The 22,785-nt window shown below is 67.8% G+C and carries 6 protein-coding genes; 4 read left to right on the top strand and 2 right to left on the bottom strand.

Annotation, left to right across the window (positions count from 1 at the left end; genetic code table 11):
- The first annotated feature begins 72 nt into the window (after positions 1-72).
- From R4P95_RS06085 to puuE, 4 genes are all read left to right on the top strand, one after another.
- Positions 73-309, top strand: a complete 237-nt coding sequence (locus R4P95_RS06085) for a hypothetical protein (protein WP_317743890.1) — start codon at positions 73-75, stop codon at positions 307-309.
- A gap of 321 nt (positions 310-630) precedes the next feature.
- The gene (locus tag R4P95_RS06090) at positions 631-1,878 is read left to right on the top strand and encodes a DUF6986 family protein (protein ID WP_317743891.1); all 1,248 of its coding nucleotides are present in this window, start codon (positions 631-633) and stop codon (positions 1,876-1,878) included.
- Between the two features lie 83 nt (positions 1,879-1,961).
- On the top strand, positions 1,962-2,957 hold the full coding sequence (gene alc / locus R4P95_RS06095; RefSeq protein ID WP_213574234.1) for an allantoicase: 996 nt from the start codon (positions 1,962-1,964) through the stop codon (positions 2,955-2,957).
- Entirely contained in the window at positions 2,954-3,898 is a 945-nt protein-coding gene (gene puuE / locus R4P95_RS06100; RefSeq protein ID WP_317743892.1) for an allantoinase PuuE, read from the top strand. Before alc ends, puuE begins: the two co-directional genes overlap by 4 nt.
- A gap of 41 nt (positions 3,899-3,939) precedes the next feature.
- On the opposite strand, the gene R4P95_RS06105 is transcribed toward puuE, so the two are convergent.
- On the bottom strand, positions 3,940-4,341 hold the full coding sequence (locus tag R4P95_RS06105) for a serine recombinase (protein WP_317743893.1): 402 nt from the start codon (positions 4,339-4,341) through the stop codon (positions 3,940-3,942).
- A 377-nt stretch (positions 4,342-4,718) separates the two neighbouring features.
- Positions 4,719-22,658 carry a non-ribosomal peptide synthetase gene (locus R4P95_RS06110; protein ID WP_317743894.1) on the bottom strand — a complete coding sequence of 5,980 codons (17,940 nt, stop codon included), beginning with the start codon at positions 22,656-22,658 and terminating at the stop codon, positions 4,719-4,721.
- Positions 22,659-22,785 lie beyond the last annotated feature (127 nt).

Consider the following 22,785-nt stretch of genomic DNA (forward strand, 5'->3'; position numbering starts at 1 on the left):
TTTGCTATAACGAATCTACAGCTTCTGCTGTAGGTAACCTGTCAGCAACGAGGGTTTCCGGAGGTCGACGCAATGCTGTGCAGCGAACGCCGATGGTGCGATATCGACTACGACCTGTCGATCGCCGACTCCGATCGACTTCTCGCTGAGGCGCTGACGCCACGCGCCGTGGTGTCGCTGGTACGAGTCGCGATCCGCGCCGAGCGCGGTCCCTCTGCAGGCCGAGTCCCCTCTACGCGAACGGAACTGGCAGCGCAGACTACGGGAGCGGAAGTTGACGCGACGCAGCGCTCCCCTCCGCGCGGATGATAACCCGCTCGACGAGAAGGGAACACGGAGTCGAAAGGATGGTGATGCCCTAGCGTGAACTCACTTTCCGAGGGCGTTGCTGCCCCGCCCGCAATTTCTTCGCAACCGGCCGGCGCGTGGAGCGGCCCGAAAGCCGCAAAAATCCGCCCTGCCACCACTGTGGCGACGACGAGAAGCGGGCCGGGCAGCAACTGACCCTCCTCTCCATATCCTTCACCGTCATCGAACCCCGGCCCGTTTCCCCTGGGCCGGGGTTCTTTCGGGGCAGGAGTTCGGGTCGGCCACTCCTCGCGATGCCGGCATTTCTGCCAAGATCGTGCTGTGAATCCCCAGTACCTCAGTCGGCTCCCGGACAGCGGGTTCGACCGCGTCGACGACCTCCTCGAGCCCGTCGACGCCTCTCTCGCACAGAACTTTCCGGGTGATCGTCCGGAGTCTCAGCCCATCCACACCGTCTATGTGAGTGCGGCGGATGCGCGGCCCGACACCCCACGGCGCTGGTCGGAACAGGCGGTGGCGCTGCTGGACCGCTACGCCGAGGCGCTCGAGTCCGTCGGAACCACCGGCGCTCTGCCCGATGTCCGTACGGTGTTGCAGAACCGTCCGGTCATGGACTTGCGCATCGACTTCGAGGACGGGTACGGATGGCGGGGCGATGACATCGAGGACGCCGCCGCGCTCGACGCGGGGCGCACACTGCGCCTGCTCTCGTCCGACCCCGACGGCCCGCGATCCCTCGGAATTCGCGCCAAAGGATTGGCGCCCCACGAACGCCGCCGCGGGATCCGCACTCTCGAGCTCGTCCTAGAAGGTGCGGGCGGCGTTCCGAACGGCTTCGTGTTCACCGTCCCGAAGCTGCGCGCCGCGGCGCAGGTCACCGCTGTCGTGGCACTGTGCGAGGAACTCGAGCGCGCCTACGGGTTGCCGGACGGATCACTGCACTTCGAATTGCAGATCGAGAGTCCCCAGGCGGTCATCGGCCCGGACGGCACCGTCACCGTCGCCAAGGCAATTCATCTCGCCGACGGGCGGTGCACCGGATTGCACTACGGCACTTACGACTACAGCGCGGCCTGTGGGATCGCCTCCCGCTTCCAATCGCTCGAGCATCCGGTCGCCGACCACGCGAAGTCCGTGATGCTGGTAGCAGCGGCCCAGACCGGAGTGTGGGTCTGCGACGGCTCCACCCAGGTCGTCCCGCAGGGGAGCGACGACGACGTCCGCGCCGCACTGTCCCGGCACTACCGGCTCGTCACCCGGTCGCTCGAGCGCGGTTACTACCAGGGCTGGGACATGCATCCCGGGCATCTGATCACCCGCTGGCTCGCCACCTTCGACTTCTACCGGGGTGCCTTGCCCGCCGCGGCCACCCGCCTGCAGGCCTACCTCGATCGGCAGGGCGGCGGCGTGGTGGACGAACCGGCCACGGCACAAGCCCTCGCCACCGTTGTTCTCCGCGGGCTCGCCTGCGGCGCGTTCGACGAGGACGTGGTACTGGCGCAAGCCCCCGGATGCACGGTCGACGTCCTCCACAACCTCGTCTCCCGCGCGGTAGTCCCGGGTACCTGAGCGGCCGGACCCGGTCGGCGACGCTCCGGCGGCATCACCGACGCCCTACACTTGCTCCACGCCCGATCAGGAGGTACTCCATCGTGACTCCGAACACTCCTGCCCCGCCCAGCTTTCGCAGTCTCCCGGACTTGGCCGTCCGCACGCTCGGCGGCGCGGTCGTGTGGGCGAACGACGAATTGTTCGCCGAGCGCGAGAATCTGATCCGCCCGACAGCGGCCGTGTACCAGTCGGCCACTTTCGGGCACAAGGGCCAGATCTACGACGGCTGGGAGACGCGCCGGCGCCGGATCGCGGGCACCGACGAGGCCATCGTGCGCCTCGGGGTTCCCGGTGTGATTCGTGGCGTGGTGGTCGACACCGCATGGTTCACGGGCAACTATCCACCGGAGATTTCCGTCGAAGCCGCGGCGATCGACGGGTACCCGTCGGCCGACGAACTGGTCGGCGCACAGTGGACCACCATCGTCGGCCGCAGTCCCGTTCAAGGGGACACCGAGAATCCCTTTCCGGTGGACTCGGAGCGGCGATGGACACACGTCAAACTGACCCTGTACCCGGACGGCGGCGTGGCCCGGTTGCGCGTGCACGGCGAAGGCCGTCCCGACCTTCGCTTCCTCGACGCCGGGCCGGTGGATCTCGCTGCCCTGGAGAACGGGGCGCGAGTGACGTCCTGCTCTAACATGTTCTACGGATCACCACAGAACATGCTGCTCCCCGGATCGGCCCGCGTCATGGGCGACGGCTGGGAAACCTCTCGGCGACGAGACGACAACAACGATTGGGTGGAGATCCTTCTCGCCGCTCAGGGCATCGTGTCGCTGGCCGAACTCGACACCTCGTACTTCCTCGGCAACGCTCCCGGTGAGGCGAGTATTCAGGGTCGCGACGGCGACGGGCACTGGGTCGAGCTCCTCCCCCGGACACGCCTGCAGCCGGATACCAGGCATCGGTTCGTCGTCGACAGCGATCAGCCGGTGACGCAGGCCCGGCTCGACATATTTCCGGACGGTGGCATGGCACGGCTGCGGCTGTGGGGTTCCCTGACCGAAGCCGGTCGGGCAGGGTTGCAGTCATGACCCACGGATTCGACTCCGAATATCCCCGTGACCTGGTCGGGTACGGGCCGAAGCCCCCCGACCCGCAGTGGCCGGGCGGCGCGAAGATCGCCGTCCAGTTCGTCCTCAACTACGAGGAGGGCGCCGAGAGCAACGTCCTCCATGGAGACGGGGCGTCGGAAACGTTCCTGTCCGAGATGGTGGGGGCACAGCCGTTCCCGAACAGGCACATGAGCATGGAGTCGATCTACGAGTACGGTTCCCGCGCCGGACTGTGGCGTGTGCTTCGGGTGTTCGAGCGGCGAGGACTGCCGCTGACGATTTTCGCGGTGGCCAAGGCCATGCAGCGAAACCCCGAAGCCGTCAGCGCCTTTCGTGAACTCGGCCACGAGATCGCCAGCCACGGTCTGTGGTGGAAGTCGTATCAGCTTTCCGACGAGGACGCCGAACGCAAGGACATGGCGGAGGCGGTCGACATCCTGCGCGATCTGACCGGTGAGGCGCCGCTGGGCTGGTACACCGGCCGCGACTCCCCTCGCACCCGGGAACTGGTGGTCGAACACGGCGGCTTCCTCTACGACTCGGACTCGTACGCCGATGACCTGCCGTACTGGGTGAAGGTGGATTCGCCAGGCAAGGGGCTGGTCGACCACCTGGTGGTGCCGTACACCCTCGACACCAACGACATGCGGTTCGCCTCGCCGGGAGGTTTTCCCAGCGGGGAGCAGTTCTTCGCTCATCTACGGGACGCCTTCGACGTGCTCTACGCGGAGGGCGCCGAGGGGGCGCCGAAGATGCTGTCCGTGGGCCTGCACTGCCGCATCGTCGGCCGGCCCGCGCGCACCGCCGCGCTGGAACGATTCCTCGACCACGTGCAGTCCCACGACCTGGTGTGGGTAGCCAGGCGGATCGAGATCGCCCGTCACTGGCGCGACACGCATCCGGTGGCTCCCGGACGGTGATTCGGTGTGGGTCCACACGGCGGCGGCGCGCGCGAGATCCGTTACCGATCGAACTCCGTCCCTGATGCGCTCGAGCTTGCCGTCGTTGCGGAGGTCTCTGCGAGCGGCACCGTCAGACGCCGGCGCAACTTCGCCTGCTGAGCGTCGTCCTTGTACCTGAGGGATTTGCCTGCCTTGGCCACCCGACGTCCGGCGACGGTCAGCATCGGTCGTGGAATCCCGATACCCATTACCGGCATGCCCGTCACATAATTCTCCTTGAAGAGGAACATCGAGGCGTCGGCCACTTCGTCGCTGGTGAGCTTCGAGGCCACCCAGCCGACCTCCGCCCCAATGGCATCCGCGTCCAGGATCGGACTCCGATATCCCTCCGTTGTCTTCGCGAGAAGCCAACGCAGAACAGCGTCACGAACCGCCCACTGACGATCGGTAGCTGCGTTCACATTTCGGTCCTCCAAGTAGATACGACTAGTGCTGCCATGCACCATAGCCGTGGCTGAGGAATAAGCAAGTCACGTGAAATTTACTGCGCGCCTTGCACCTCGGAGTCTCCGACGATCCGTCGTCACGACGAGCTGAACTGGACTTAATTCTTGCGTTGGGTATGGTCGAGGTCAGTTCGCGGTTGCCGATTCGGAAAGGACCGACAATGGCTGACAAGTCCACCGTCAGAAGTTCGAAACAGTCCGCACGTGCCCTCAAAGAGCGTCGGGCGGAGAAACGAGAGAAGGCGCTCGAGTCGACTCAGATCATCCGAAAGCGGAAGAAATGAAGAGCTTGTGACGTCAGCACCAGCCGTCGCATCCCCGCCCGGCGGGTCTTATCGGTCGATTTCCATTCTCGAAGCGTGATGCACGGCGTCGGCCAAGTGTGTGGCGAGCAGTGGGCCGATCACACTGACCGCGGAAGGTTCGGTCATCTGCCAATGAGTCGCATCCACAGAATGATTCGTGATCCGCCCGTTCACCCAGGGACGCCAGGTGCCGACCGCACGCCGCAGCGTCGGATCGTCGTGCGCCGCCGTGAAGAACAGCACGTCGCCGTCGAAAAGCCCGGGCCGGTAGTCGCGCATGAGGGTGGCGTCGTGGTGCGCGGCCGCGGTCAGGCGATGCAGGTGCTCGGGGCTCAGGGCCGACAGCACGTCCGCCGTGTCCTCCTCGCGAACCGCCGCCTCACCGCCGTCCTGCGACTGCTGCGTTTCCGCGAAACTGTCGAGCATGACGAGTGAACCCACCACCTGGCCGGTCTCCTGCAATCGCACCGCCATCGCATGGGCAATGACGCCACCGATCGACCAGCCGGCCAGATCATAGGGGCCTTCGGGCTGGATCCGCTGCACCTCGGCGAGATACCGGTCGGCAAGTTCCTCGATCGAGCCGGGCAGCACCTCTCCCACGACGGCCGGGGTCTGAATGCCGAAGACGGGGCGGTTTTCATCGATGTATTCTGCGAATCCCGTGTAACACCAGGACAGTCCGCTGATCGGATGAATCCAGAACACCGGTCTTCCCGGGCCATAATCCCGGATCGGGAAGACCACGTCGAGCGCGGGGTCCTCGGGGTCGGCGTCGGCCTTGTCCATGCGGGCTGCGATCGCGGCGGGTGTCGGCTCGGTCATCAGCCATTGCAGGGACACGGTCACGTCGCTGCCGGACCGTAGACGGCTCACCGCCCGCATCGCGGACAGCGATGTGCCACCGAGGTCGAAGAAGTTGTCCTCGGCGCCGACCCGGTCGACTCCCAGGACTTCGGCGAACACCGCCGCGACCGTGCTCTCGTGTCCCTCATTCGGCCGACGGTATTCGGCGGCAACGAAATCGGGTCGCGGCAGCGCATCGACGTCGAGCTTCCCGGTGGGGGTGAGCGGGACGGAATCGATGCACACCACCGCCGACGGCACCATGTGCGTGGGCAGGAACTCGGACACAAATGCGCGCACCCGAGCGGGGTCTGGCGCGGAGCCCGCGGCGGGGACCACGTAGGACACCAGCACGGTGTCCCCCGACGGGCCGCGGCGGCCGAGCGTGATCGCGTAGTCGACGTCTGGGTGTTCCAATACGGCGGCGTCGATTTCACCGAGTTCGATCCGGTAACCCCGGATCTTGACCTGGTGATCCGAGCGGCCGCTGTACTCGAGCTCGCCCGCTGCGGTCCAGCGGACGATGTCGCCGGTGCGGTACATGCGCTCGCCGGGTGCGCCGTAGGGGTTGGCGACGAACCGTTCGGCGGTCAGACCGTGCCGGGCATGGTACCCGCGCGCCAATGCCGGTCCCGCGACATACAGCTCACCCGAAACACCGGCCGGAACAGGGCGCAAACGGGTGTCGAGAACCATGACCTCGAATCCACGCACCGGATGCCCGATCGTGACAGGCGCACCAGCCACGAGGTCGCCGACGGTCGAGATATCGGTCGCCTCGGTCGGTCCGTAACCGTTGAGCATGATGCGTCCCGGCTGCCAACGGGCCACCAGTTCGGGGGTACACGCTTCACCGCCGACACCGAGGACGCGCAGTTCCTCCAGCCCCTCAGGGTCGATCGAGGACAGCATCGCCGGGGTGATGAGCGCATGCGTCACGTGCTCGTCCCGGACGAAGGCGGCCAATTCGTCCCCGCCGATCACGCTCGGTGGGGTGATCACCAGGGTCGCTGCGGCGGAGAGGGCGGACATCATTTCGCCCACCGCCATGTCGAAGCTGGGCGAGGTGTTGTGCAGGAACCGGGACGACTGCTCGACGCGGTAGTGCTCACTGCGTTCGGCGGCGAGGTTCGCAAGGCCGCCATGGGTGACGACGACACCCTTCGGCCGTCCTGTCGAACCGGATGTGTAAATCATGTACGCCGGGTTCTCGATACGCACAGGCCGCGCGCGTTCCGCGTCGGTCACCGGGGTGGCCGGGGTGGCGTCGAGCGCTTCTGTGATCTCGTCGAGAAGGAGCCAGGAGGTATTGTCCGACAATCCATCCCGATCCGCAGCGACGGTGATGCCGATGCGGGCGCCGGAGTCGAACAACATGTGGTCGATGCGCTCCATCGGGTAGGTGGGATCGACGGGGAGGTAGGCGGCACCCGTTTTAGCCACCGCCCATACCGACAGCACCGATTCCACCGACCGCGACAACGCCACAGCGACGAACGTTTCGGGTCCGACACCCTGCGCGAGCAGCAACCGGGCCAGACGGTTCGACCAGGCATCGGCCTCGCGGTACGTCCAGTCTCGACCCTTCCAGGAGAGCGCGACCCGTTCCGGGGCGGTACGTGCGGCGGCGTCGATGATCCCGGCGAGGGTGGTCGGCGCCGCGGCCGGTAGACCGCGCACAGGCGCGAGGGCCGCGTGCTCGTCGGGGTCGAGGATTTCGATCCGGCCGATCGGTGCGGCGGGGTCGGCCACCAGTGCGGAGAGAACCCTCAGCAGCCGTGTGCGGAGCGCGGTCACGTACGTCTCGTCGAACACATCGGTGCGATACCTGAGCGTGAACCGCAACCCGTCGTCGGCGAACACCGTGAGAGTGAGCGGGTAGTGGGTGGCTTCCTCGCCGGACACACCGAGGACGGTCAGTCCGTCGATCGAGGTCACCTCGGCCAGTGCTGCGGTGTCCACGGGATACGACTCGAACACCGTCAGCGTGTCGAACAGGGCGCCGCTGCCCGCGGTCCGCTGGACATCGCTCAGGCCGAGGTAGTGGTGATCGAGCAGAGTCGCCTGTTCCCGCTGCACTCGGATCAGGAGGCCGGCCGCCGATTCGTCCGGGTCGATGCGCACCCGCACGGGCAGGGTGTTGATGAACAGGCCGACCATCGACTCGACGCCTTCGAGTTCGGCGGGGCGGCCCGATACCGTCGCCCCGAACACCACGTCGTCGCGGCCGAGCATGCGGGACAGCAGAATTCCCCATGCGGCCTGGACGAGCGTGTTGAGCGTGACACCGAGTTCCGCCCCGAGTGCGGTAAGCCGGGTCGACAGTTCAGGTCCGGCGTCTGCGTCCACGGCGGTCACTGCGGTCGGTCCCGGCTGTCCGGAACCGTCGGAGGCGACGAGAGTCGGCTGCTCCATACCGGCGAGCGCCTCGGCCCACACGTCCCGGGAGGCGGCACGGTCGCGCGATGCCAGCCACGACAGGAACGTGCGGTACGACGGCACCCGCGGCAACACGGACGCGTCACCTCGGGTGGCGTACAGAACGAGGAGTTCCTTCAACAGCAACGGCATGGACCAGCCGTCGACGAGGATGTGGTGCAGGGTCACGGCCAGGACGTGGTGCCCGTCGCCGCCGTCGATCAGCGTGAACCGCAGGAGCGGCGGCTCAGCGAGGTCGAACCGGCGCTCGCGGTCGGCGGTGAGCGCCGCATCCCGCGCAGCGGCTCGAGCGGACTCGTCCACGGCCCCGAGATCGATGGTCCGCCAGGGGATCTCCACGCTGTCGAGGAGCACCTGCACGAGTTCGCCGGTGCTCGCGCCGACGAACGCTGTGCGCAGATTCGCGTGCCGGTCGAGCAGGGCGGAGATCGCTGCACGCATCCGGTCGGCGTCCACGACGCCACCGAGTTCGAGGACCGTCTGCGTCGTGTAGACGTCCACCGTGTCCTGCGCGAGCTGCGCATGGAAGGCGAGCCCGTGCTGCAGCGGCGACAGCGACCAGACATCGGACAGTGCCGGGTACTGCTCTTCCCACAGTTCGAGGTCCCGCTGCCCCACCGCGACGAGCGGCACGTCCGACGGCGTGAGCCCGCCCACCCTTCCGCTGTCCACATACGCCGCGACCGTGATGAGCGCACTGGTCCACAGGTCCGCAAGTTCCTGGACGTCGGCCGCCGACAGCAGTTCCCGGGGATACGACAAGGTGGCCGTCAACCTGGACTCGCCGTCCACACCGGTGACGATCGCGTTGATGTCGAGAACGGCGGCGGCGGGCATGTCGTCGTTGCCGACGCCCCCGAGATCGCCGATGTCGGTGGTGGGCGTCCAGCCCAGGTGTGCGAACTCCTCCGGAATGTCCGCGTCCGATACCCGGCCCAAGTAGTTGAAGCTGACCTGAGGGGTGGGGAGGTTGGCCAGCGGCGCGGCGGTCTCGGAGTTGAGATGGCGCAGCAGCCCGAAGCCCAGCCCTCGGGCAGGTAGTGCGAGCAGGTTTTCCTTGACGGCCTTGACGGCGCGGGACGTGTCGGCTGTCCCGGCCAGGGCGGCGTCGACGTCGATTCCGCCGAGGTCGATCCGAACCGGATACACGCTGGTGAACCATCCGACCGTACGGGAGAGGTCGGCGCCGGGCGCCGCCTCCTCCTCGCGTCCGTGGCCCTCCAGTTGCAGGAGAAGTGAAGACTCGTCGATTCCCCGGCGACGCCGCCAGGCGCTCACGGCCAGTGTGAACGCGGCGATCAGCCCGTCGCCGACGCCGCCCCGGAAGGCAGCGGGAACGGACGTCACCAGTGATCGCGTCACCGCCGCGTCGAGTTCGACGCGCACGTGGTCGACCGTGGCCAGGACGTCGATGGTGGGGTCGAACGGCCGGGACCCGAGCGTCGGGTCCGGACCGTCGAGGATTCTCTGCCAGGGCGGCAATTCCGCAACTCGCTCCGGGGTATGCGCGTCCTCGATCAGGGCGTGCGCCCACCGGCGCATCGACGTGCCGACCGGCGGGAGCGTCGCAGCCTCACCGGACGAGATCTGCGCCCACGCGGCGATCAGATCCGGAATCAGAATGCGCCAGGACACGCCGTCGACCACGAGGTGGTGGGCGGAGACGATCAGACGGCCGCTCCGTCCGGGTACGCCCACCGGATCGAGCCAGACGCACTGCAGCATGATTCCGGCCCGCGGGTTCAGGCGGTCCAGCGCCGAATCCAGTTCACGCCGAGCCGGTTCGGTCGGATCCGTCCGCGGATCCCAGTCGATCCGGTGCACGAGAGAGGCGACGTCGACGGCGCCTGCCGGTGCCACCTCGAGCGTGTCGTCGCCGACGAGGCGGGCACGCAGGATGTCGTGGTGCTCGATCACTGCCGACAGGGTCGCGATCAGACCCGCCCGGTCGATGCCCACCGGCAACTCCAGTGCGACCGACTGCGAGTAACGGTCGAGAGTGCCACCGCGTTCGGTGACCAGACGCATCACCGGAGTGAGCGGCATCCGGCCGACACCGCCGCCCGGAAGTTCCTCCAGCACGACTGGTTCGGTGTCGGTGGCGTGGGCCGCCACCTGCGCGAGAGCCGCAACGGTCTTGTGCTCGAACACCTCCCGGGGCGAGATGATCAACCCGTGTGCCTTCGCCCTCGACGCGAGCTGGATCGACGCGATGCTGTCGCCACCCAGACCGAAGAACGAATCGTCCACACCGACCGTCGGGACGCCCAGCAGCTCGGCGAACACGCCCGCCAGGACCTTCTCGTTGTCGGTGACCGGCGCCCGGAAACGTGCGGTCGCGGAGACGAAGACCGGTTCGGGCAGCGCTTCTCGGTCGAGCTTCCCATTCACCGTCACCGGCAGCGCCTCGATCACGACGTAGGCGTCCGGGATCATGGGCGCAGGCAGGACGTCCTCGAGGTGGCGCCGGATCGCGTCCGTGTCGAGTGTGTGACCGGGGGCAGGCACGAGGTAGGCCGCGAGACGCTGCCCCGACGGGGTGTCGTGGACGACGACGGCGGCCTGGCCCACCGTGTCGTGGCGGGTCGCCGCGGACTCGATCTCCCCCAGCTCGATCCGGTTGCCCCGAATCTTCACCTGACTGTCGCCGCGGCCGAAGTACTCGAGTCCGTGCGTTCCGGTCCAGCGGACGATGTCGCCGGTGCGGTACATGCGCTCGCCGGGTGCGCCGTAGGGGTTGGCGACGAACCGTTCGGCGGTGAGGCCGTGCCGGGCATGGTAGCCGCGGGCCAATGCCGGTCCCGCGACATACAGCTCACCCGAAACACCGGCGGGAACAGGGCGCAAGCGGGTGTCGAGAACCATGACCTCGAATCCACGCACCGGATGCCCGATCGTGACCGGTGCACCGGCGACGAGGTCGCCGACGGTCGAGATGTCGGTCGCCTCGGTCGGTCCGTAGCCGTTGAGCATGATGCGGCCCGGCTGCCAGCGGGCCACCAGTTCGGGAGTGCACGCCTCACCACCGACACCGAGGACCCGCAACTGCGGGTGTCCGGCCGGGTCCATCGTGGCCAGCACCGCCGGAGTGATCAGCGCATGGGTGACCTGCTGACGGTCCAGAAGCTCGGACAGTTCGTCGCCGCCCACGATCTCGGTCGGCGTGATCACCAAGGTAGCGGCGGCGCTCAGCGCCGACACCATCTCGCCGACGGCCATGTCGAAGCTGGGCGACGCCTTGTGCAGGAAGCGTGACGACTGCTCGATTCGGTAATGCTCGCGACGTTCGGCGGCGAGGTTCGCAAGGCCGCCGTGCGTGACCACGACACCCTTGGGCAGACCCGTCGAGCCCGACGTGTAGATCATGTATGCCGGGTTCTCGACGCGGACCGGGCGGATCCGGTCTGCGTCGGTGATCTGCTCGGCGCTCGTCGACTGGCGTCGGGCGGTGAGATCCTCGGTGTCGAGGGTCAGCCAGACGACGGTGTCCGGCAGCGCGGCCCGTTCACCGGACAGCGTGACACCGAGGGCGGCGCCCGAGTCGGTGAGGATGTGCGCGGTGCGATCCGCCGGGTATGTCGGGTCCACGGGCACGTATGCGGCACCGGTCTTGGCCACCGCCCACACGGCCAGCACCGATTCGAGCGACCGCGGGAGAGCAAGGGCCACGAAGGATTCCGGTCCCACCCCGTGCTCGAGCAGTAACCGGGCCACGCGCGTGGACCACTCGTCCGCCTCGCGATACGTGTACTCGCGACCGTTCCAGCTCAGCGCCGGCGCGTCCGGGTCGGTCCGGACAGCGACGTCGATCAGGCCGGCGAGTGTCGTCGGAGTCGCCGTCGGCGCACCCCCTACACACACCGCCGCCCACTCGCTCGGATCGAGGAGGTCGATGTCGCCGACGATCGCGCCCGAATCGGCCACCACTGCGTCGAGGACACGGACGAATCGCCGGGCGATGTCCTCGGCGGTCGCCCGGTCGAAGAGGTCGGTAGCGAATCGCAACGCACCCGACAATGCACTCGCCGAATCGCCTTCGGTCAGGACCAACGCCAGGTCGAACTGCGCGGTGTCCGCCTCGAACGGAACGGGTTCCACGGTCACGCCAGGCAATTCGAAGCGGGTGACACCGCGGTGCTCGAACGACAGCGCCACCTGGAACAGGGGTGTGTGGGCCTGGGTGCGGACGGGAGCGAGGACGTCGACGAGCCGCTCGAACGGAATGTCCGCATGCCCGAACGCGCCGAGGTCGGTGTCGCGCACCCGTGTCAGGAGTTCAGTGAAGCTTTCGTGCGCAGCGACGTGCGTACGCAGGACCAGGGTGTTGACGAACATTCCGACCAGGTCGTCGAGGTGCTGCTCGCCGCGACCGCTGACCGGGGTGCCGACTGCGATGTCGGACGTCGACGACAACCGCGACAGCACGACCGCCAGCGCCGCGTGCAGCACCATGAACACGGAGGCTCCGTGTTCGCGGGCCGTCTGCTCGAGCGCCAGGGCGGTGTCCACCGGAACGTCGAACCACACGGTGTCGCCGCGCTGCGACGGCACGGCCGGGCGGGGCCGATCGGTGGGCAGTTCCAGCACGTCCGGCAGCCCGGACAGCGTCTCGGTCCAGTACCGGATCTGCTGTGCGGCCAGTGATTCGGGATCGGACTCGGAGCCCAGTGCCGCGTGCTGCCAGATCGCGAAATCGGCGTACTGCATCGGAAGCGGTGACCAGTTCGGGGCGTGTCCCGCACTTCGGGCGGTATAGGCGACCATGACATCGCGAGCGAGCGGACCCATGGACACGGCGTCGCCGCTGATGTGGTGCACGACGATGACGAGGACATGCTCGTCGACGGCGGTGCGCAGAAGTCTCCCGCGAAGGGGAATTCCCGCGGTCACGTCGAAGCCGCCGTGCAGGACGCTGGTCACCTCCCCCACAAGTTCGTCGGGGGTCACGTCGACCGGGGTGAGATCGAGGTCGACCCGGTCCGCGGGCAGGATCACCTGCACGGGGCCGTCACCGTTGTCGGGAAAGACCGTGCGCAGCGACTCGTGCCGTTCCAGCACGTCGTGGACGGCGGTGTGGAGGGCCGCGACGTTCAATGTCCCCGTCAGCCGGATCGCGAGCGGAAGGTTGTACGCCGCCGACTCAGGATCGAAGCGATTGAGGAACCACATCCGGTTCTGCGCCGACGACAACGGGATTCGCTCGGGACGCGGAGCGGCCACGAGCGCCGTTCCGCCGCCCGACCCGGCGAGGACGGCAACGCGCGCTGCGAGTGCCTCGACGGTAGGAGCGTCGAACAGCTCCCGCACGGGCACTCTGCTGTCGAGTGCACGGCCGAGGCGGGCGGCGACCTGGGTAGCGATCAGAGAATTGCCGCCGAGGGCAAAGAAGTCGTCGTCGAGGCCGACCCGCTCGACACCCAGGACGTCGGCGAAGACCTCGGCGACGACGCTTTCGGTCGCAGTGGCCGGCGCCCGGAAAACGCGGGCCTCGAACGTGGGTGCGGGCAGGGCTTTCCGGTCGAGTTTGCCGGACGTGCCGAGGGGGAAGCTGTCGAGGACCAAAACGGTCTCGGGCAGCATGTAGGTGGGCAGCTTGTGTGCGATCGCGGTGCGCAATTCGTCGACGTCGACGTCCGAACCCGCGGTCGGGACGACATAGCCCACGAGATGATCGCCCGTGCCGGTCGAGGCGACCAGCACCGCCGCCTGCGACACCTGAGCATGGGCGAGCAGAGCGGTCTCGATCTCACCGAGCTCGATGCGCTGGCCACGGAACTTGACCTGAAAGTCGGTGCGCCCGATATAAACAAGTTCGCCAGTCGTCGTCCAACGGACGAGGTCACCGGTGCGGTACATCCGCTCCCCCGTACCGCAATACGGGTCGGCGACGAAGCGGTCGGCGGTGAGGTCGACACGGCCGTGATAACCACGCGCCAACTGCACACCGGCGAGATACAGCTCACCCGGAACGCCCACGGGCACCGGGTGCAACCTCGAGTCGAGGACGTAGACGCGGCTGTTCCACTCAGGTGTACCGATCGACACCGCACCCCCCTCAGGGATGTCGGTGACATCGGCGTAAGTGATCGACACCGCGGCCTCGGTCGGCCCATACAGATTGTGGACCCGCGCCGCCGAAATCTCGGTGACGTCGCGAACGGTCGCCGTGGGCAAAGCCTCACCGATCACGAACACGTTCTGCAAAGACACGATCTGCTGTGGGTCCACCGACCCCGCAAACACGGAGAGCATGGACGGGACGAAGTCGGTTGCTGTGACGCCATATTCGTCGATCAACCCGGCGAGATACTGCGGGTCACGGTGCCCATCCGGTGCCGCGACCACCAGCGTCGCGCCGGCAGCCAGCGGAAGGAAGTAACCCCACAGGGACACGTCGAATGTCGTCGCGGTCTTCTGCAAGTACACGTCCGACGCGTCAAATGCGTACTCGGAACGCATCCAGGCGATCTGGTTCACGATCGCCCGGTGCGTGACCGCGACGCCCTTGGGCTTTCCGGTCGAGCCGGACGTGAAGATCACATAGGCGACACCATCCGGGTACACCGTCGAATTCGTCAGCGGTGCCGACGAAACAGCGTCGACATCGAGGGTGTCGACAAGGATGACGGACCGCTCACTGGCAAAAGCGTCCCGAGACGTCGACAGGACACAGATCGGATCGGCCGCATCGAGGATGTACCCAATACGGTCGGCCGGATGGTCCGGATCCACGGGCACATAACCGCCGCCCGCGGTCAGAACCGCATACATGCCGACGACCAGGTCCACGGAACGGCGCATGGCCAACGCCACCAAAGATTCCGGACCCACACCCTCGGACATCAGAACCCGCGCCAACCGATTCACCCGACCCGCGAACTCCCGGTAACTCAGCGAATCACCCTCGAAGACGATCGCCGGCGCATCCGGAGTCCGGCGTACCTGGTCCGCGAAGGCGTCGAGTAGCAGGGTCTCGGGCAGCGGATGGGCCGTTCGGTTGCGAATGTCGACCAGCTCTGTGTATTCCGGCGCGTCGAGCACGGCCACGTCACCGACCGGTGTCGATGGGTCGGCGGCCAGGGCCCGCAGGATGCGGGTGAACTGTTCGGCGAACGTTGCGATGGTCGAGGGGTCGAACAGGTCGGTGGCGTAGGTGAAGGACGCGTGGATTCCGCCGTCAGCCTGTTCGGTGAGGGTCAGATGCAGATCGAACTCGGCGGTCTGCAGCTCCGCCGGGACGGTCGAGACTGCGAGTCCCGGCAGGTCGAACGTGGTGGGGGCCAGGTTCTGGAAGGACAGGGCGACCTGGAACAGAGGGTGCCGACCCTGCGAGCGAACCGGATCGAGAACTTCTACCAGCCGCTCGAACGGCACGTCGGCATGCGAGAACGCACCCAAATCGGCTTCGCGGGTGCGCTCGACCAACTCGTCGAACGTGGCCTCCGGCGCGACGTGCGTCCGCAGAACGAGGGTGTTGACGAACATGCCCACGAGGTCGTCGAGGGCCTGCTCGCCCCGGCCGGCAACGGGAGTTCCGACCACGATGTCGGCCGAGTTCGACAGCCGGCTCAGAAACACCGCGTAGGCGGCGTGCACGGTCATGAACAGGCTGGCGTCGCGGGCAGCCGCGAATTCACGTAGCAATTCGTGGGTGTGGGCGTCGACATCGAACGTCAGCTCGCTGCCGCGGTGTGACTGTCGGCGTGGACGCGGCCGATCGGTGGGCAGGGTGAGCTCGTCCGGCAGCTCGGCGAGAGTGCGCACCCAGTACTCGGTTTGGCGGGACACCAGCGAGGCGGGGTCGTCCTCGTTGCCGAGCAGTTCGCGGTGCCAGAGGCTGTAGTCGGCGTACTGGACCGGGAGTGGCGACCACGCAGGCTCGTCCTGCTGCGCACGTGCGGTGTACGCGAGCATCACGTCGCGGGCCAGCGGCGCGAGCGAGAAACCGTCGGCGGCGATGTGATGGACCACGACGACGAGAAGGTGCTCGTTCTCGGAGACCGCGAACAGGCCTGCGCGCAGGGGTAATTCCACGGTGAGGTCGAATCCCGTGGACGCGAACTCCACGGCCCGCTGCAGCGCATCGCTCTCGGTCACCTCGAGCACGGTGAGGTCCGGGAGTGCCGACTCGATGGTGACCAGGACCTGGTGTGGGCCGGTGGGTGAGTCGGGGTAGATCGTGCGCAGTGCCTCGTGCCGTTCGAGGACGTCGCTGATCGCTGCCTGCAGAGCGGAGACGTCGAGCGTCCCGGTCAGGCGGAGGGCGAGCGGCAGGTTGTCGACGGTGGAACCCGGGTCGAAACGGTTGAGGAACCACACCCGCGCCTGCGCCGGAGACAGCGGAATCCGGTCCGGTCTCGGACGTGCCTCCAGGACCGGGCGGTCGGACCGTCCGGCGGTGTCCACGGCGGCGGCCAGCGCCGCGACGGTGGGTGCGTCGAACAGCGACCGCACGGACAGGGACGTGCCGGTGGCCGCGCGCAGGCGGGCGATCACCTGGGTGGCGGACAGGGAGTTGCCGCCGATCTCGAAGAAGCTGTCGTCGGCTCCCACCCTGTCGACGTCGAGGATCTCCGTGAACACCCGCGCGACAAGCAGTTCGGTGGGGGTCGACGGCGCCCGGAACGCCGTCCGCGCCGCAAATGTCGGGGCGGGCAGCGCCGGGCGGTCGATCTTCCCGGCCGGGGTGAGCGGAATGGCGTCGAGGACTGTGACGGTTGCCGGCACGAGCGCGCGGGGCAGCAGTTCTGCCGCGGCCGACAGGATGTCGGAGACGTCGGGGCTGGTCCCAGGCGCGAGCACGACGTAACCAACGAGTTGATCGCCAAGCCGGGGGTGGTGATGGACGGACGCTGCCGCGGCCACCACGTCGCCGTGTCGGGACAGCGCGGCCTCGATCTCACCGAGTTCGAGGCGCAGACCCCGCAGTTTCACCTGCGAGTCGGCGCGGCCCACATAGGTGAGCTGCCCGTCGAATCGCAGCCGCACCAGGTCACCGGTCCGGTACATCCGGCTACCTTGGGGTCCAGAGGGATTGGCGACGAACCGTTCCGACGTCAGTCCGTGCCGCGCGTGATAGCCGCGGGCGAGGCCGGGGCCGGACAGGTACAACTCACCCGTGACACCGCGCGGTACGGGCCGCAGCCGGGAGTCGAGGACCAGCGCTTGCGTGCCGTCGAGTGGGCTGCCGATGGTGATGTCGGCGCCCGGGGTGAGCGGTTCACCGATGGTGACGACGATGGTCGTCTCGGTGGGACCGTAACTGTTGAAGAAACGCCGGCCCGGGGAGAACTGTTCGACCAGCTGCGGTGGGCACACCTCACCCCCGACGACGACGGTGCGCAGGTCACCGAGTGCGCTCGCATCGACGGTGCTCAATGCGGCTGGGGCAGTGAGCACGTGGGTGACCCGCTGGTCGCGGAGCAGGGCGGTGAGGTCTTCGCCGCCGACCACCGACGGCGGTGCGATCACCAGCGTGGCCCCGGCGCTGAACGCTTGAATCATCTCGAAGACGGAGGCGTCGAAGCTTGCGGACGACAACCGGAGCACGCGGGACCGCGACGTCGTGCCCAGTTCCGGGCGTGCCTCCGCCGTGAAGGCGCTCAATCCCGTATGAGTGACACTGACGCCCTTGGGCATTCCGGTGGAGCCGGACGTATAGATGAGATACGCCGGATGCTGCAGGCGCAGCGGCATAGTGCGGTCGCGATCGGTGACCGGTGCGGCCGACGTGACGTGTGAGGCGTCGTCGAGCAGCAGCCACTCGGTGCCGCCGGGGAGCCCCGCCGCGGTGGCGGTGTCGGTCAACCCGAGCGCCGCACCCGAGTCGGAGAGCATGTGCTCGATGCGGTCGCGCGGGTAGCTCGGATCGACGGGAACGAACGCAGCACCCGTCTTGGTCACCGCCCACACGGCGAGGGCGGCCTGGGAGGTCCGCGGAAGTGCCAGCGCCACCACCGTTTCCGGGCCCACGCCGTGCGTGATGAGTACGCGTGCCAACTGGTTCGATTTCGCGTCGAGGTCCGCGTAGGAGAGTTCCCCCTCCTCCGACACGAGTGCGATCCCGCCGCGCCCGGCACCGCTCGTGAAGATGTCCGGCAACGTGCGTGCGAACACGGCAGGCGGTTCGGGTGGCGCGGTCAGTGCGGCGTGTTCGTCTGCGGTCAGCAGGTCCAGATCGCCGACCGCGCATTTCGGATCGGTGATCCCCTGCCGCAGAATTCTCTCGAAGCGGACTGAGAAGGAGTCGACAGTCTCGCGGTCGAACAGATCGGTGGCGAAAATCCAGGACGCCGCCATTGCCGCACCGTCGGAGCGGAGGGTCAACTGCAGATCGAACTTCGCCGGCACCACACCGAGATCCAGTGCCGACACCGCCAGACCGGGAAGCGTGAGCTGGTTGACGCTCTGATCCTCGAGCGACAGCGCCACCTGGAAGATCGGCGAATACGCCTGGGAGCGTGCCGGTTGCAGTAGGTCGATCAACCGCTCGAACGGCAGGTCCGCGTTGCCGTACGCCGCAAGATCGGTCTCCCGGACGTGCCCGAGCACCTCCGCGAACGAGGACGCCGGGTCGACGTGGGTCCGCAACGCGAGCGTGCCGACGAACATCCCCACCAAGTCGTCGAGGGCCTGCTCGCCGCGGCCCGCGACCGGAGTGCCCACCACCACGTCTGTGGTTGCGGCGAGGCGCGCGAGCAGTGTGGCCAGGGCTGCGTGCACCACCATGAAGAGGGTGGCGCCGTGGCTGCGTCCGAACGCTGTGGCTTGTTCGACGAGTGCGCTGTCGAGGCGGAACGTCGAGGTCTCCCCGCGCAGTGACGCCACGGCCGGCCGTCGCCGGTCGGTGGGCAACTCGAGCAGTTCCGGGGCTCCGCGCAGTTGCTGACGCCAGTACGCAGCCTGGCGTGCGGCGACACTTCCCTCTTCGGACTCGGCACCGAGAAGCTGCCGCTGCCATACGCTGTAGTCGGCGTACTGGACGGCGAGCGGTGTCCAGTCCGGGGTTTGGTGGCCGACGCGGGCGGTGTACGCCAGCATCAGGTCGCGGGCGAGCGGCCCCATCGACGCGCCGTCCGCACTGATGTGGTGCACCACCACGACGAGAACGTGTTCGCCCGGTGACAGCTCGAACACGCTGCTGCGCAACGGGACCGATACCGTCACGTCGAAGCCGGTGGACAGCTCGGCGGTCAGCACTGCGAACAGCTGTTCTTCGTCGTCGACGCGGCGCGGTTCGAGGTCCAGCGCGAGGTCGTCGAGGGGGACGATCCGCTGATACGGGCCGTCGGCAGAGTCGGGATACACGGTCCGCAGCGCCTCGTGGCGCTCCAGGACGTCCCGCAGCGCCGCCCCGAGGGCAACGGTGTCGAGGTCGCCGGACAGCCGCAGTACGAACGGAATGTTGTAGGCCACCGACTCGGGGTCGTAGCGGTTGAGGATCCACATCCGGGACTGCGCCGCGGACAGGGGAATACGATCCGGTCGTTCGATGCCGCCGAGCGCCGGGCGGTCCCCGCGCTCGGCGGCGTCGACCACCGCGGCGAGAGCCGAGACGCCCGGTGCCTCGAAGATCACCCGCACGGCCAACGACGTGCCCGCCGACTCGTTGACCCGGCCGATCACCCGGGTGGCACTCAGCGAGTCGCCGCCCAGATCGAAGAAATCGTCCTCGGCTCCGACCATGCCGGCACCGAGCACACCGGCGTAGGCGGCCGCGACCAGAAGTTCGGTGTCAGTACGCGGGGCCACGTACTCGCGGACCGCGAAGACCGGTTCGGGCAGGGCTTCGCGATCAACCTTGCCCGCCGGGGTAAGCGGAACCTGGTCGAGCTCCATCACGGTGGACGGCACCATGTAGCTGGGCAGGAGGCGGGCGGCGTGCGCGGCGAGCGCGGCGTGATCGAAACGCGAATTCGGCCGAATTCGCACGTACGACACCAACACCGAGGTCCCGCCCTCACGTTCCCGCACGGCGGACACCGCGAAGTCCACCGACTCGTGCTCCGACAGCACCGCATCGATTTCACCGAGTTCGATGCGCAGTCCGTGCAGCTGTACCTGGAAGTCGCTGCGCCCCACATACTCGAGGACGGGTTCCTCGCCGCGGCTCCACCGCACGAGGTCGCCGGTGCGGTACAGGCGGTTACCGCCGCCCCCGGGGAACGGGTCGGCGACGAATCGCGATGCCGTCAGACCCGAACGGCCGTGATAGCCCTCGGCGAGCCCGGGGCCCCCGAGATACAGCTCCCCGGTCACCCCGCGCGGCACGGGCCGCAGCCAGCGGTCCAAGACGAGTGCACGTGCGCCCAGCATCGGGCCGCCGATCGTGATCGCGGCGGGGTCGGTCTGCGGACCCGTCATGGTGATCACGATCGTCGACTCGGTGGGGCCGTAGCTGTTGTAGAGGCGGCAGCGGCTGCCGAACCGCTCGACGAGATCCGGCGGGCACACGTCGCCACCGACGACCACGGCCTCGAGCGAGTCGAGGTCGGCGGCGTCCACGGTTCCCAATACCGCGGGTGCACTGATGATGTGGGTGACCCGCTGCGAACGAAGGAGAGCCGTGAGTTCGTCGCCGCCGTACACGCCCGGTGGCGCAATCACCATCGTCGCGCCCGCGCTGAACGCCTGCACCATCTCGAACACGGAGGCGTCGAAGCTCGACGAGGAGAAGCGCAGCACCCGCGAGTCGCGCGTCACGCCGAGCTCGGGCAGGGCCCACGCGGCGAACGCAGCCAGGCCGGTGTGCGTGACCACCACACCTTTCGGCGTGCCCGTAGAACCCGACGTGTAGATCATGTACGCCGGATGGTGAGGTGTCAGTGGTACCGGACGATCGGCGTCCGTCACCGGTCCGACTGACAGCTTCGCGCAGGCAGACATGAGCGCGGAGTCGTCGAGGGCGAGCCATTCGACGCCGGTTCCCTCGAGCAGGTCGCGGTGCGCGGTGGCCGTCAGACCGAGGGTCACGCCCGAATCGGACAACATATGGGCGATGCGCTCGGCCGGGTAGGCCGGGTCGACGGGGACGAACGCCGCCCCCGACTTCGCCACGGCCCACACCGCCACGACGGAGTCGACGGACCGGGTGAACGACACCGCCACGAAGTCACCGGGGCCCACTCCGCGGGTCAGCAGCAGACGTGCGAGCGCGGTGCTGCGCTCGTCGAGTTCGCGGTAGCCGGTCGTTGCTGCATCGAGAATCAGTGCCGTGCCGTCGGGGTTCGCCCGGACCCCGGCTTCGAACAGGTCGACCAGCAGCAACGGGTCGGGTGCCGCCGGGCCGGCGGCAGGCACGAGTTGTGCGTGCTCGTCCGCCGTCAGCACGTCCAGGTGTGCAACCGGGGTGTCCGGGTCCGCGTCGGCGAACCGGGCCAGCAGGTCGAGGAACCGCGCGTGGTGTCCGGCGAGTTCCTCGGCCCCGTACAGGGCGGGGTTCGCCTCGAAATCGATGCGCGACGAACTTCCCGCCACGCTCGGGTACAGGTTGACGGAGAGGTCCTCGACGGGTCCGGTCGACAGGACGTGAAACCGACCGGTGAGCTCGGCGAGGGTGATTTCGGAATGGAAGTTCATGATGTTGATCGCGGGACCGAAGAAGCCCCGCTGATCCTGGGCGGCGCCGGCGTCGCGGCGGATGTCCTCGCTGCGGTAGCGCTGGTGGCGCAACGCACCGGTGAGCTCGAGCTGGACGGCGGAGACCAGCGCGGCGACCGTCGTGTCCGGGATGATCGACACCCGCAGCGGCACCACATTGGACACCATGCCGCCCGATCGACGCAGCACGGCGTTGGTGCGGGCCGACACGGGCAGACTGAGAACGACGTCGTCCGAATCCGTCATCCGGGCGACGAAAGCTGCGGTCGCGGCCACGGCGACAGCCGCGAAGGCGGAGTTGAGACGCGAGGTCGCCCCGTCCACCGACCGGGCGACGTCGGCGGGCACCTGCCCGCCGTGCCAGCGGGACCGAGCCTGCGCCGGGGCAGTGCGGCCCGCGAGGCTGACCGGGACGGGGAGGTTCCGGGATCGCGTCGCCCAGTAGTCGCGGTCGGTGAGGTACCGGGAAGAACCGATGTACGCGTCCTCGGCGGCCGAAACCTCTCGGAGGTCACCCGCCACCGACGGCGGCGGCTCCACACCCCTGATCTCGGCCGTGTACAACTCGGCGGCGCGGCTCATGAACTTCATGGCGCCGTAGCCGTCGAGAGCGATGTGGTGGATGCGGCAGTACCAGAGATGGTGGTGGTCGCCGATCTGCAGGGTGGCCGCCCGGATCAGCCGGTCCGAGAGCAGATCCAGCGGTGCGGTGTAGTCGGCGCGCATCCACTCGACTGCGGCAGCGTGGGGGTCCGGCTCCGCCCGGAAATCGTGGTGTCCCACCCCATCGTCGAGAGTGAGGTCGACCGTCTGGAGCGGTTCGCCGTCGATCTCGACGATGCGGAGCATCCCGCTACCGATCTCGCGGGCAGCGACCTGACCTGCACGTCGAAAAGCATCGACATCCAGGGCGCCCTCGACGTCGATGTACTGCGCAATCGTGATCGGCACTTCGCCCATAAGGTGCTGCGCATACCAGATACCGCGCTGAGCGGCGGTGAGGGCGAAATAGTGCGAACCGTTCTCGTTGACACTGGTGTCAACGCGGGCGGACGGGCCAGCCGCGAACTCTGCCGGTTCCACGAATCGTTCTCTTATCTACTAGGAGCGGCGAGACGACTCTTGCTCCGGTGACCGACTACGTGCGCCCTGCGGTGGTTACACCCCGTGGGACAACTTACGTAGGGTTGCATAACCTACATAAGGTCGT

This window comes from Rhodococcus sp. IEGM 27 (assembly GCF_033142305.1).
Lineage (GTDB): Bacteria > Actinomycetota > Actinomycetes > Mycobacteriales > Mycobacteriaceae > Rhodococcus_F > Rhodococcus_F oxybenzonivorans.